The sequence below is a fragment of the Paenarthrobacter sp. NPDC057355 genome, from assembly GCF_042667405.1.
Lineage (GTDB): Bacteria > Actinomycetota > Actinomycetes > Actinomycetales > Micrococcaceae > Arthrobacter.
The window spans coordinates 1-12,790 of the sequence record NZ_JBHVAL010000034.1 but is presented as its reverse complement, the minus strand read 5'-3'; the positions used below and the strand labels follow the sequence as shown (position 1 = coordinate 12,790).

Below are 12,790 nucleotides of genomic sequence, written 5' to 3'. Positions count from 1 at the left end.
CGGACCTGACCGGCATTGGCGTCGATAAGAACAAGACTCCGGTCAAGGACACCGACGACGCCGATGTAGCCCCCGACCAGAAACCGGCCATCGAGCTGAAGAAACTCCAACACCTCGAGGACAGCAACGGTGACGGGGACGCTGACGCCGGCGAAAAAGTGAGCTATGAATTCGTGGGCGCCAACACCGGCAACGTCACGCTCCACAACATCAAGCTCTCTGACCAGAAGCTCACCGACGCCGGCGTTCAGATCCACGCCCCAGCTGACTTCACGGCCACCCTGGCACCGGGCGAATCCGTCACCTACGCGTCCGGGACCTACAAGGTCACCGAAGCCGAAGCAGCAACCGGTCTCGTGAAGAACAGCGCCGACATCACCGGCACTCCGGGTACTGGTCCTGACGTGACCGATGAAGACGCCGTTGAACTTCCCTCGGCCCCGACACCTGCCCCGGTCAAGCAGATCACACCCAACAAGCCCGCAACCATCCTCGCCGGATTCGCACCGGCCGGTGAGGGCGACACCACCATGCAGACCGGCATGGGCATCGGAGCAGGCGTTCTTGCCGTGCTCGGTGCCCTGTTCGGAATCAAAGCATGGCGGTCCCGTAAGCCGCTGGCAGCTACCTCGGATGCGCCCTCCGAGCAGTAACCAGCGATAGGAAGGCGGCCGCCCAACCCCCTTGGGTGGCCGCCTTTGTCACACCCACACCAGGAGCGACCATGCAAAACAAAAAGAACCTCGCGTTAGGAATTTCCTCGCTGATCTTCCTCGGCGGTGCAGCGGTCATGGGCATCCAGGCCGTACCAGCCGAGAGCGGACATCAAGGTCCGTCCACAGCCGAAATCCAGATGCTCAACCCAGAACCTTTCGCCCCAAACAACATCACCAGCAAGTCGACCCCCTCCCCGCATTCTGGAACGGAGACCGTGATGGGGCCGGACCAAATTGCAGCCCCGGGGGTGGGACTTCACCTGTCCTTGGTCAATGGCGCACGGGGAGCTGAAGGATCAATCGAGCTACCGGATCCGAACCTGGCCGCGGTGTACCAGGACTCAGCACCCTTGGACGCTTCTGCCGGGGCAACGGTTATCGCCGCGCACGTGAACTATCCGGACGCCTCCTGGGCGCCGATGTCGGCCATAGCCCGCCTCCACGCAGGGGACCTCATCAAAGTCACTGACAGCACCGGGACAGCACACCGTTTCGCGGTGACGTCTCTGCAGCTCTACCCGCAACAGAGCCTCCCGCCCGAACTCTTCGCTCTCGACGGGGAACGCGTCCTGCACCTGGTCACCTGCGGAGGCCCCGTCGAAACCGTCAACGGAAAACCCGCCTTCACCCACAACATCGTCGTCACAGCCATCCCGGCAGAAGGAACGCCATGAAACCCGCCAAGCTGGCCTCGCTCATTCTGGCCACCGCCCTCTTCGGTGCAGCTGCAGCAACCCCGGCCACGGCCAATTCCAAGGACTATCGACCGTCCGGGTCCATCGGGCAGCTGTATTACAGCAACGCCGAAGTCCGCAACTGGTTAGGGGCACCCACCAGCGGGGAAATCCCTGTGGGTCCCGGCGTTTATCAAAGATTCGAAAATGGAACCATCTACAACTCCCCGACCTGGGGGGCACACCCCACGAGCAACGGCGATATTCAAGCCAGATTCCTCTCAGGTGGAGGTGCCACCGGCGAACTGGGATTCCCAACCACCAGCAAGCGGCCTTTCGCCGGCGGATGGGTCCAAGGCTTTGCCAACGCCGACGTCATGTGGGGACCAGGCATCGGAGCCAAGGTCGTCGGGCACGACACCTACCGCAAATGGTCAACGAACCCGGGCTTGCTTGGCTGGGCTGTCCGTGATGAAACCCGTACCGCCCAGGGCAAGACCATCCAGGAGTTCGAACGAGGGTCCATGGCCTGGACTAAGGCCCAAGGAGCGCATCCGGCCCAAGGAGCCATCGGAGACCGCTGGCGCGAATCAGGCGGCAAAGACAGCCCCCATGGCAACCCCATCTCCGACGAAATCGGAGGCTGGCGCAACGGCGGGATCTTCCAAGTCTTCGAACACGGCTGGATCTATTTCTCACCGGCCACCGGCCCACACAGCGTCTGGGGCGCCATTGGGGCTTTGTGGGCACAGATGGGGCGAGAAGCCGGCCCCTTGGGCTACCCCACGTCGGAGGAAACCCGTGCAGGTGAAGGCGTGTTCCAGCGATTTGAACACGGTACCGTGTTCCACTCCCCCGCCACCGGTACCTACATGACCACGAGCGGGGAATTCCAGAACCGCTTCGTCGCAGGCGGAGGAGCAGAAGGTGAACTTGGCTACCCCACCGGCAACAAAACCCCGTTCGCCGGGGGCTATGTGCAGTCCTTCGCCAAGGGAGACATCACTTGGGGCCCGGGCATCGGCGCACGAGTCCTCGGACACGGCATCTACCAGAAATGGGCCGCCAACCCCGGCCAGTTCGGATGGGCCCTAACGGACGAATGGCAAGACCGCCGCGGAGCACGCGTGCAGTTCCAACACCGCGAAGTCATCTGGGACTTTGCCACGGCCGAACTCTACTCAGCCGAACCAGTTGACGCTTCGACAGTGGTCTTCCTCGGAGACTCACAACTGGCAGGACCAGGCATCGACTCCTGGGCAGAACAAGCCGCCCAGAAACTAGGACTGACCCACCAGATCGAGCACGTCTTCGGCGGACTCGGCTACACCAGCGGCAACATCTACGCAGGCGGAAACGCCGAACAAGCCCTGATGAACGACCGGGTTTTGCTCCCACAAGGACGACCAGGTGCGATCATTCTCACCCTAGGGGGCAACGACGCCACCACCGGGGCCAGCGACGCAGCAATCCTGGAGGCCGCCAAGAACACCTGGGATGAGCTGGCCCGCAAGTATCCGCACACAAAAATCATCGTCAATGGCGTCATGTCCAGGAACGACGCCAGCCACACCCGCCGCCGCCAAGTAGACGCCCTGATCGTCAACGCAGCCAAAGCCCGAGGCCTGCAAACCATTTCCGTGACCGGCATGGCTTCAACTGCAGGCGCCGACCCCGACTTTCACGACAATGTCCACCTCACCCAAGCGGGCCATAACAAGGTCACAGCATCGTACCTGCCCTTGCTTAAGGCAGCGCTCAGCCACTGACACCCAAACGACCACTACACGAACAAACGAGGCACCTCAGAGCGTGTGAGGAAAACTGCCCGGGAATGAACAAAACTTGAAAAAACCAGACTGCACCAACAACTACTGCCTCGACGGATGGATCTGGAAACAGATGGGCGAATTCCCCGACGGGCCCTGCCCTGATTGCACCGCAGATGCAGAGACCAGGCATAGCCCCCGACGCCCGGGGCTCTGGGCGAGGATCTCAGCACGCCTTAAACGATGAAAGGTGGGCCGCGCCAGTAACGGCGCGGCCCACCCTTCTTTGCACAAGCTATGCTGCTCGGTTCCTAGCCCGATGCGGACTCTGCAGCTGAGGGCTTGGAAGTCCACACAAGCCCCTGCAAAAGATCAGTATCGGTGGCCGCCAAAAGAACTGCCCGATCGATGTTTATCCGGTGAAGCCTTGCCCAGAGAAACCCTGGCTTGGCAAAGGCAAAGCGAACCAAAGCCGTGGCGTACCCCCACGGAAGGAAACCCAGTTCCCGGTTCGCGGAATTGTGATTGGTTTCCATTTCCAAAACCAGCACAGCACGTGAGGCCACATCGAAAGGCCACTGCAGACGGACCAGAAGATCCCGAAAGTCCTCCCACACCGACGACGCCATGCCTTCGTCTGTAGCAGGCTCCGCCGGTGACACTGTGGCTGCGATAGCGCTCAGATGTTCATCAGCTTTAGGACCAGTAATCATCAGACCCGCAGAATCGCCCACAAAAGCTACCCGCTCCTTCCACCACCCCTTCGCGGAGATTCTCTCGGGCGCGACGCCGTCGCGCTGCGCACGGACCAAGGAAATTAGCTCTTTCCGAACCCCCTTGACCACCCACGCGCGAGGGTGCTGCGTTGACGCCAACGAAGGGCGCTTCGATACCTCCCACACCCAAGACAACACCTCATCGGGTAAGAGATCCGGAAACTCCCCCACCAGAGGCCGAGCCAACGCCGGCAGCACGTAATTGAGAAGATGTTCCGCCTCCGGCCCAACCCAGCAATTTTCGCGCGCTGATTCGACCAGAGCCAGAAAGGCCGTGTCGGCTGCCCCAGGAACGGCGGCCGTATCGGTGCTCTTCATACCTTCACGCATCGCTGACCGCTTGTTCGCCTAAGAACGCCGGCCAAAGACTCCAGTTCCCTCACTGCCTGCAGCAGGAGCGCCTCGCCCTGGTCAGTCAATTGCGTACCGTCGCTAAGGCCGGATACAAACTCTCCAACGTACTCTTTGACGTGCGCCGATGAGGTGACGACCAACGTAAGAGCGTCTGACGGAACCAACGGCGCCTCCGAGGCCTTCCGAACCAAATCACCGACTACACGTTCGGCGGTTTCACGCCGAGACACGGCCCCAACGCTGCGGGAAGGCAAAGGTAAGGGCGCCGTTGTGGGCTGCCCTGACCGCGCGGATGCCTGCACATATCGAGAGACCGACATCTGCGACACCCCGAGCACCAGGCTTGCCGCCAGCTGATCCATCCCTGACGCAACCAAGACGCCCGCCAAACGGCGAACCTCCTTGTGCCCGGGCTGCGGCTCCAGATCTTTGACCCGTAGCTTCTCTGCAGCGAGGTATGTCTTCCACGCGTCTTTGCGCGCTCCCAGTGGCTTCATGGTTCGAAACGGCTCATACAGCGCCACGATCTTCCCAGCGATCTCATCGACGCTGGACCCTCCGGCGCACCATTGGTTCAGATGGGTCCGGAGCTCATGGGACCTGGTGGGAGCCTCTGCCTCGGCTGAGGGGAGACATGAAGAATATCGAGGATTCACAGCTAACCTCTCTTGCCGACGGCAGATAGTCCCTGAATAAGCTGCAAGCAACATCTTTAAAGTGATGCTAGCATTCTTGCATCAAAGTGAGGAAGTACGGGAAAGGTGATGATGGGTGAGAATTAACCAGTGCCGCGCATCTATAGACTCCCACCTGACCTGCCACCCGAGGTTCAATCGGCCATGAGCGTATTCAACGTCAACGGTCTACGAGCTGCCATCATTAGGGATTTGTCACAGCATCCGGGAGGGGAAACGACGGGCGGCATCGCGAAACGAATAGATGTGGACTATCGCCAGGTGTACGCTCACCTGCGGACCCTCCTTGCGGAGGGGTTGGTCAGGGATGACGGAGAGCAGGGTCCGTCCCAGAGCGGCAGGCGGGTCCTGTATCGGATTGACCAGGAGCAACTCCGCCGGCAGTTCGAGGCTTATGTTCGCTTCCTGTCCGGAAAGTGAACCGGCATCCCCCTACTTGGTCTGGCGGCGGCCAGGGAGTCGCTTCTGCGGAGGGGCACATCTAAATAGTCCGTTTCATTAGACATGTTCTTGGACATGTCTAACTCTAGCAGACCTGAAGAGGGCTAAGCGTTGTCTTCGTCTCCGAGCTGCTCATCAATCATTTGAGCAATTGCCCTCACGGTTTCCGCACTGTACACCTCTCCGAGAGCCCTTGCGGCGAACGACTTGACCTGGTTCCGCCGCATTGAACGTAGGAGCTCCAATTGAGCCTCGACTCGGTCTGGAAGGTCAGAGCTTGAGTCGGTCAAATACGCGGGTGGAACACCGAAGAATTCGGCGAGTGCTCCCAACAAGTTTTCGTCTGAGACGAGCGGGCCGTCACCGTCACGCATGTAGTACCAGCGGGCGCGCGACAATTTGATGCCCTTGCTTGCTAGCGCTGTCTGGATGTCATTAAACTCGTAGGGCCGGCCGCCCTCTGCAACGACAGTGTCAAGCAGGACCTGGAGGCGTCGGGCAAGCTCGGTCCGCCGCCGCTCACTGTAGGGCGTGTTCCTCAAAGACACTGTTCGTTCACTCCGTTACCTCATTTTTGTTTAGAGTTCCGTATAACAGTGTCTCAGCTTGTTCCAAGAGCTGAAGCTCCTCGGACGAGAGGAAGCACTTGGCCGTGTCGGAGACAGCATATGCGTCGCGTATTTCTGTAACCCGTCGCTGAAGCCTGGCGAGTACGTTCCAGCGATAGCGGGAGAACAAAGAATCTCGTCGCGCCCCCAGCGAGGCTGTTCCGCAGCGCGCCACAACTCTAGACCAGGTTGGAAGAAGTCGTCTCACAAGGACAAGAGATTTAACCGACGCCGTAGCGCTCATCGCAACAACAGTCAGGCGTGGAAGTGACAACCCTGTGGAGACAAGGAGAATCACGATCTGTTGCCCAAGCTCGTAGCTGGATTCAACCAGGTACTTCAGTTGGGAGCCGACAGGAAGGAAATTTCCCACAAGGCGACCCCCGACTATCACTCCTGCGCTACCAAAGCCCACCACGACCGCAGCGAAGCCAGCGCGGAACAGTCCGCCAAATTCTTGGCGCCGCGGCCAGCAGATAGCTACCGCGCTCACACTTATGCCCGCTATAAAAGAAATCGCCGCCACCTGGAACACCAACAGCGGCAGCTGGGCGCCGTAAACACTGATCAGCCAACGAGTCGATTCAGGGGCATCCCAAAAAAAGCTCGTCAAGAACATCGTGCTGGCGCATACAAGCCAGCACATACGGCTCAGTGAGATCGACATGAGAGTATCCGGGGGAATGTCTTCGCCCCGCTCAGCAGTTGCCAGCCTGAGGGAGACATAGATCTGCCAAAGCGATGCGATGACCAACTCAGACAGAACTAGCCCGACCCGGTTGCCGCCACCCAGCAGGCGGTCGACGCCCTCGTATACGCCTGGGATGTACATAGTGAAGGCCACCGCCGCGAAAGCCGACCCAAAGAATGCGTGTTTGGCCCAGACATCTCGAATCGTCGGGATTCGAATCGCCGCAAGAAACCACAACGCGACAGCTACTGCCGCGTCATTCACCCGAAGACCCAGCCGAAGGACTCCGGCCCTCCCCTGTTCCTGGCGGTCGTCCACGTAAGCCTGATCGACAGTAGGTCCGCAAAAGCCTCTGCTTCCCACTCATCAGGGCCATCGAGAAGGCAGCGCCTGTGCATCTGTGCTGACACCATCTCCGGGCTAAGGAGTTCCAGGACAGGCCCAAAGCGAGTAGGTATCGTCTCGCTCGTCATTGGAGCCTCACTGCCCTTGTGATCGAACACAAGGTGGGCCAATTCATGGCAGATTACATATCGCTTCCGATGCGGAGTGGCGCCGTGCGGGTAAGAAACTAGAGCAATCCCATCTTTTACGACCGTTGTCCCCGTCGTTTTCGGATCCCAGCCAGGTACCTGTTCGCGCAGCCTGATTTTCAGTCCAAGGATGTTCTCGACGATGCCTATCAGAACTTCCATCGTCAGGTCTCTGGGCAACTGAAGTTCTGCCAGCTTGCGCCGGGCAGCCTGGCGGGCTCGACTCGGTTTATCTACTTTGCGGTGCATGATTGATTGGCCCCAAATCCGAGAGCTGGTATCCCCCGGGGTAGACGGAACTCCCAGCCTTGCCCGGAGTGAATCGTGAGGTGACTCTTGCCGGACGCCTCCTTAACTGCATCCCTCTAGCTTTCAAAGCGCCGCGCAGGATGCCATGAAGTGGCCTTGAAGGCTTCGGAAGATTCAGTGCGGACGCAACGCGGGGGTCATCGATCATGAAAGCGAGGCCTTGCGGGATTAGCCTTTCGGCTACCCGCGGCATCCGTTCGGCGAAGAGCCCCATGGTCGAGGTCATCAGCTTATCGCCGGCGTCGCTGCGGCGGGCATGGCGCATCTCATATCCATCGAGGAAGGTTTCAGAGTCTTCATACACATTAGTGAGGCCCTCGATGCCCATTCGTGACGCAAGTTCCTGGTAGAAATCGACTGCGGATTGTTTTTCCTCTGCCGTAGTCGCGCGCCTCCCAAACTCATCACAGAAACGTATGGGAACAACTAGCAGGGTGGTGAGGACGTAGCGGAAATCTTCGCCCGAGCCAGGGACGCCCTTGTGCACTCGGGTAAGAAGATCGACCATGGCCCGACCGCGATCGCCCTCGAATCCATGCTCAATCAACTCGTACATCACAATGGCAGTGTCGAAGGATCTTTTGGCCGGGCGGGCCTCGATTTCCCCGGTGCCGGCGAGAGTTGCGGCGAGGTGAGGTATTGCGAAGTTCCTGTAGTAGGACAGGAAAAATCCCAACTCAAACTCCTCGGCGAGATCGAACATCACCAAACGCCTATACCGGTCATGGATCCTGGCGGGGGAAGATGCGAGCTCGTTGTCCATATCGCCAATTCTTGAACAGACCACGACTGGCCACCAAGTCACACGTGCTTAACCATTCCTTTAGACATGGCTAGACTTGTACAGGACTAACTCGAAGATGGAACGGAATGGCCGTGGAAGCACTTATTGTCGCGCCTCACGCGACACGCCGAGAGACTCAATGGCGTGTTTCGAATGCCGATATTGCCATGCTTGGGAATATGGCGATCAAAAAGCGAAGTTCCGGCGGACGCCCCTCGAAGGGGCTGCGGCACAGTTTTGACGTGAAGCTCGACATCCCACGCGCAGAAAAGCTCGTTGAGTTAATCGAACTGCTGGGCACAAACGGCGTGGACTATCTGTCCCCCATCATTGCGGAACATCTCGACGCCATAGACCTTGATGACTTCCGGAACCAGGAGGCTTTGCCTATCGCAAAGGCCAGTTAAGCGAAGAGGCCCGCTTGCGCGGGCCGTAGCTTCGAGAATTTCTTTGTTCAGATCCTGTTCTTGGCGGGACCCGATCTGAACTTTTATTCAACACCCACCCAGTGGGTGGACCTTGTTGCACCCTCCCAAAGAAAGGCTGCTGGTGTCTATCGTACCGGCTGTTTTATCGCCGTCAACACTAACCGCGCGTCCAGCCCCGCAGCGTGTCGGTTCTGACTCGTCTCCTGCGGCTGTGTGGGCTGCGCTGGCGCCTTTGCTGGCAGGCCAACCTAGGGTGCGTCTTTCCCGGGATGGTGGTAAGTCGTATCCACAGAAGTATGAGCGCGACTTGACCGAGGGACTTCCAACCTTTCCGGCTGCGGTCCGGATTTTCGGGAAGGACGGCACCTGCAGGGCGATCTTCCTCGACTTTGACTCTTCCGTTGCTGGTATCGACTGGGTTGAGGCCGACGTCAGGGCGGTACAGTCTTGGCTGCACAGGTGCGGTGCGAGGTGGATTGAGGACTTCTCCCCCAACGGCGGCCGCCATGTATACATCCCTTTAGAGGAACGAGTCACGTTCTCTGACGCGCGTGATCTTGTCGAAGCTCTGGGTAACAAGTACCGGAGCCTGGACAAGACCCCGCATCAAAACCTCCACCACGGCTGCATCCGCACACCGGGAGCCCGGCACAGGAGCGGCGGCCACCAAGAACTCGCGATGAGCCTGAACCTTGCCTATGACGTCGCGAAACGGCCGAACACCTCCACCATCTGGCAAGCCATGACTGCGGACCTTGCGGAGGAGATCGCCGCCGTCAAAGCGCTACGACTTGAACGACCCTTCGCACAACCGACAGCTGCTGACACCGCAGCCGCGACGGCTCCGGGCCGGATGTCTAGGGCGATGGAGCAGTTGGCCCGCACGGGCTTGTACGACGCAAACCGGTACGGCACCGACTCAGAGGCCCGCCAAGCCGTGCTCGTCGCGGCTGCGGCCGCCGGCCTTTCCCTCACCGACGTCCAGCGCCGGCTCCTGCAGGGCAACTGGCCAGGATTGGCGTCCTTCTACGCCCGCTACCGCGCAGGGCACAGATCCAAAAGCCTGCAAAGGGACTGGGTAAAAGCCCTCCGCTATATCCAAAAAAGCCACGGCGATAAGCAAGCAGATAGCAATGCCCGTAAATCCCCCACAAGCGCGCCCCCTACACAGGCGGGGGGCATCCAAGGGGTTTCTGTTTCTTCGCATCCGGATGCTGAGCACCGGTTCATCAGGACTTGGCGTAACGCCCTACAATTCAGGGAGCAGCGCTATAAGGAGTCCCGTGAAGGCCTTGGCCGACGTATGGTGCTTAGGGCCCTTGGGGAAGCAGCTCACATGAGTGCATCCCGTTTCGTGGAGTTCGGCAGCCGTTCAATCGCAGTAGCCACAGGCATGGACCACACCACCGTTCAACTGCATCTGAAAGCTATCCGAGCGGAAAAAGATGCCCTGGCTACCCTTGTCGAACAAGGCCGGGGCACTAAGGCGGATCTGTACATGCTGACCATCCCGGACGATATCAAAGCGGCAGCTGAGGACATGTCCTGGCGCAAGGGAAAGATCCACGCTCTGCGCCCCGTATTCCGTGAACTGGGTATACCTGCCGCACTCGTCTACGAGGCCCTGGAGCACTCCCCCGCTGCCCTACGCAGCGTTGACTTGGTTAGGACTACCAGGTTGTCCAGGACAGCTGTCACGGAAGCTCTCGAGATCCTTGCTGCATGGAACCTGGTTACCAGGTCAAAGACTCTGCAATGGACAATCGTGGCCACCACGTCCTTGAAAGAACTTGCCGAACAGCTCGGCGTCCTCGAAGCCGTGGCACGGCAGCTCAGGAAATACGTCCAAGACCGCATCATTTGGCGCGAATGGCTCTCCAAACGAGCCCACACCGCAGCCGAATTGCTCTCCCCTGACGACGACTACCCCTGGCACCTGTACGAAGGACCGCCCGAGGAGTGGACCTTGTCCCACCTCGCCTTCGCCTAAGCCGGCTAGGTTCAGCGGGGCGAGACTACTGATGCCCCCAGCGTTCGTGTGCAGACTGTTTCGTCATGCGGACAGCGATTCCAATCTGTGCCCAAGAGACGCCAGCTGTCTTGGCTTGTCGTACCTTGCGGTTAACGTTTTCGTGAGCTTGGGCCAGGGCTTCCGCGGCTGCTTCCAGTTCTACGACTGCATTAGCCGGTCCGGCATGAGCCAGCCACTCGTCCCGTATTGCAGCCTCCACGTCAACAGATGGACACGCAACGCCTAAAAATGGCACGTATGCACGGCGGTGAAGCAGGCTGGCTTTCCCTCGATCGGTGACACGCCGCCACAATGGACCCTCCCACCCACGGGAACAAAGAGAGCGCCAACCCGTAACGGCGTCATCCGGAACTATTTCGTGGTCTCGGCGATCCGGATGCCGTTGCTGTCTTCCGGTGATGCCTTGGACAAGCACTAGTCCTTCTCGAAGATCAAGAGAGTTTCGACCGTCGGGCGCCGTTGCGACCAACGACCCCTTATGTGTTGTCCGTTCCACCGCCGATCACTCCCTTTTGCCGGAAACGTCAGGATATCCTGACGCGAGCAAAAGGATTCTAATTTGCCGACTGGCGGCCCAACACAAACCCCTATCTTGCTTGCTAGCAAGCAAGATAGGGGTTTGCTAGCAAGATAGCTTGACAGCTAGCTCTATAGATAGCTAGCTTTATAGCAGGCTTGAGTGCTTGCTAGCTAGCAAGCTGGAAAGATAGGATTCTCTTATGACAAAGGTCCAGACGGTGATGACCTATAGCGAGTCCGGCGGTGCCAGTAAGACGACCACTGCCGTGTCATTGGCGGCAACAGCGGCAGCGGAGGGTCGAAACGTCCTTCTGATCGATCTGGACCCTCGGGCGGCCGCTACAAAGTGGATAGGTGTGGAACCTGCTGAAGACTGGCAACATGTAGGGGCGATCCTGGGTGATGAAAACCCTGAAGGTTGGGCTAACGACCTTGCTCTGACCAGTTCATGGTTCCCGAACCTTAAGGTCATACCCTCCTCCCGAAGCGTCTCCAATCGCGAGGCTGACCGTGCCGATCACGCTGAGCTACGTCTCAGGACATCACTTATCGGCGTGGACGCGGACCTGGTTATTCTTGACTGCCCGAACCGGCAAGGTGGCCCACTGACGCTTGCCGCGCTCAATGCGGCTGACACTGTCGTCTACGCAGCAACGGCCACGGTCGATGGCGTGGATGGAGTCGCCGGGGCACGTCGATCAGTGCAGCATTTCAAGCGCTCCAGGGACCTCATCGGAGCGCCATCGAATCTTGCCGAGGCCGGAATCGTCGTGGGAGCGGTGCAAGAGACCATCATGAGTCGCATCGCCGCCAACAGCATTGACCAGTTGCGCGACACAGGCATGCTGCTCACGCCCCTTGTCCCGCACCGGACAATCGTTCAGGAAATGCGCCTTACACAAGAGTGGTACGGCAATTACCGCAAGGGAAGCCCGGTCGTGGAGGCCTACAAGGAACTAGCAGGGAGCATCATTCGATGGCAGAGATGAAAGACCGTCCGGAACTTCCTCAAAGGCGTGGACCGAAACCGGCGCCGGACGAGCGCCTGGACCCCGTGGACACCGCCCCTTCAAGTTTACGGACGGCCCCCTCGGCGCCGGCCGCCCAGTCCAATCCCGTCGCCCGCAAAAAGCGTGAAGCGACGATTGCCATCGGTCCCAGGATCTCCGTGTCCGTCATGGAAATCCTGGACAGAGCTGTGGAAGAAGAAGGCATAACTCAGCGTCAGGCTCTCGAAGAGGCGATCATCTCCCGGTGGGGAAGTAAATAGCGGCCCGTTGATCGGCCTCAATATTGACGGCGGCCGCCAGCGCTGGGCTGGCGGCCGCCGCTCCCATTAGGGGATGTTGTGCCAGAACAGGCGGGCAACATCAACGACTAGACAATATGAAGTGGCGGCGGTGTTGTTGATGCCGGCCCGTGCGGTCTGCGGTCATTATCGCCGGGCGGTCCGGCAGCGCC

Annotated in this window: 11 protein-coding genes and 1 pseudogene; 8 read left to right on the top strand and 4 right to left on the bottom strand. The window is 59.5% G+C overall.

Going from position 1 to position 12,790, the window contains the following annotated elements; genetic code table 11:
* From ACFUOZ_RS20990 to ACFUOZ_RS20980, 3 genes and pseudogenes are all read left to right on the top strand, one after another.
* Window positions 1-653: pseudogene (locus ACFUOZ_RS20990) on the top strand (hypothetical protein); the annotation flags it as partial.
* Window positions 654-724: 71 nt separating this feature from the next.
* Window positions 725-1,390, top strand: coding sequence for a class F sortase (locus ACFUOZ_RS20985; protein WP_377551879.1), 666 nt, complete (start codon window positions 725-727; stop codon window positions 1,388-1,390).
* On the top strand, window positions 1,387-3,159 hold the full coding sequence (locus tag ACFUOZ_RS20980) for a GDSL-type esterase/lipase family protein (RefSeq protein ID WP_377551877.1): 1,773 nt from the start codon (window positions 1,387-1,389) through the stop codon (window positions 3,157-3,159). The genes ACFUOZ_RS20985 and ACFUOZ_RS20980 overlap by 4 nt, the downstream gene beginning before the upstream one ends.
* 311 nt (window positions 3,160-3,470) lie before the next feature.
* Here the strand turns inward: ACFUOZ_RS20980 and ACFUOZ_RS20975 are convergent, their stop codons facing one another.
* Entirely contained in the window at window positions 3,471-4,253 is a 783-nt protein-coding gene (locus ACFUOZ_RS20975; protein WP_377551875.1) for a hypothetical protein, read from the bottom strand.
* An 875-nt stretch (window positions 4,254-5,128) separates the two neighbouring features.
* On the opposite strand from ACFUOZ_RS20975, the gene ACFUOZ_RS20970 reads away from it, so the two are divergent.
* Window positions 5,129-5,404, top strand: coding sequence for a helix-turn-helix domain-containing protein (locus ACFUOZ_RS20970; RefSeq protein WP_377551873.1), 276 nt, complete (start codon window positions 5,129-5,131; stop codon window positions 5,402-5,404).
* Between the two features lie 125 nt (window positions 5,405-5,529).
* Here the strand turns inward: ACFUOZ_RS20970 and ACFUOZ_RS20965 are convergent, their stop codons facing one another.
* The 3 genes from ACFUOZ_RS20965 to ACFUOZ_RS20955 form a co-directional block, all read right to left on the bottom strand.
* Window positions 5,530-5,973: a hypothetical protein gene (locus ACFUOZ_RS20965; RefSeq protein WP_377551871.1), complete on the bottom strand. Its 444-nt coding sequence runs from the start codon at window positions 5,971-5,973 to the stop codon at window positions 5,530-5,532.
* A 7-nt stretch (window positions 5,974-5,980) separates the two neighbouring features.
* Window positions 5,981-7,042, bottom strand: a complete 1,062-nt coding sequence (locus ACFUOZ_RS20960) for a hypothetical protein (protein ID WP_377551869.1) — start codon at window positions 7,040-7,042, stop codon at window positions 5,981-5,983.
* 444 nt (window positions 7,043-7,486) lie between these two features.
* Window positions 7,487-8,329, bottom strand: coding sequence for an oxygenase MpaB family protein (locus ACFUOZ_RS20955; protein ID WP_377551867.1), 843 nt, complete (start codon window positions 8,327-8,329; stop codon window positions 7,487-7,489).
* 107 nt (window positions 8,330-8,436) lie between these two features.
* Between ACFUOZ_RS20955 and ACFUOZ_RS20950 the strand changes: the two genes are divergently transcribed.
* From ACFUOZ_RS20950 to ACFUOZ_RS20935, 4 genes are all read left to right on the top strand, one after another.
* The gene (locus tag ACFUOZ_RS20950) at window positions 8,437-8,757 is read left to right on the top strand and encodes a hypothetical protein (RefSeq protein WP_377551865.1); all 321 of its coding nucleotides are present in this window, start codon (window positions 8,437-8,439) and stop codon (window positions 8,755-8,757) included.
* A gap of 232 nt (window positions 8,758-8,989) precedes the next feature.
* A complete protein-coding gene (locus ACFUOZ_RS20945; RefSeq protein WP_377551881.1) occupies window positions 8,990-10,768 on the top strand; it encodes a MarR family transcriptional regulator in 1,779 nt (592 codons plus the stop codon).
* 761 nt (window positions 10,769-11,529) lie between these two features.
* Window positions 11,530-12,318: a ParA family protein gene (locus ACFUOZ_RS20940; RefSeq protein WP_377551863.1), complete on the top strand. Its 789-nt coding sequence runs from the start codon at window positions 11,530-11,532 to the stop codon at window positions 12,316-12,318.
* The gene (locus ACFUOZ_RS20935) at window positions 12,306-12,599 is read left to right on the top strand and encodes a hypothetical protein (protein WP_377551861.1); all 294 of its coding nucleotides are present in this window, start codon (window positions 12,306-12,308) and stop codon (window positions 12,597-12,599) included. Before ACFUOZ_RS20940 ends, ACFUOZ_RS20935 begins: the two co-directional genes overlap by 13 nt.
* The last annotated feature ends 191 nt before the right edge of the window (window positions 12,600-12,790 follow it).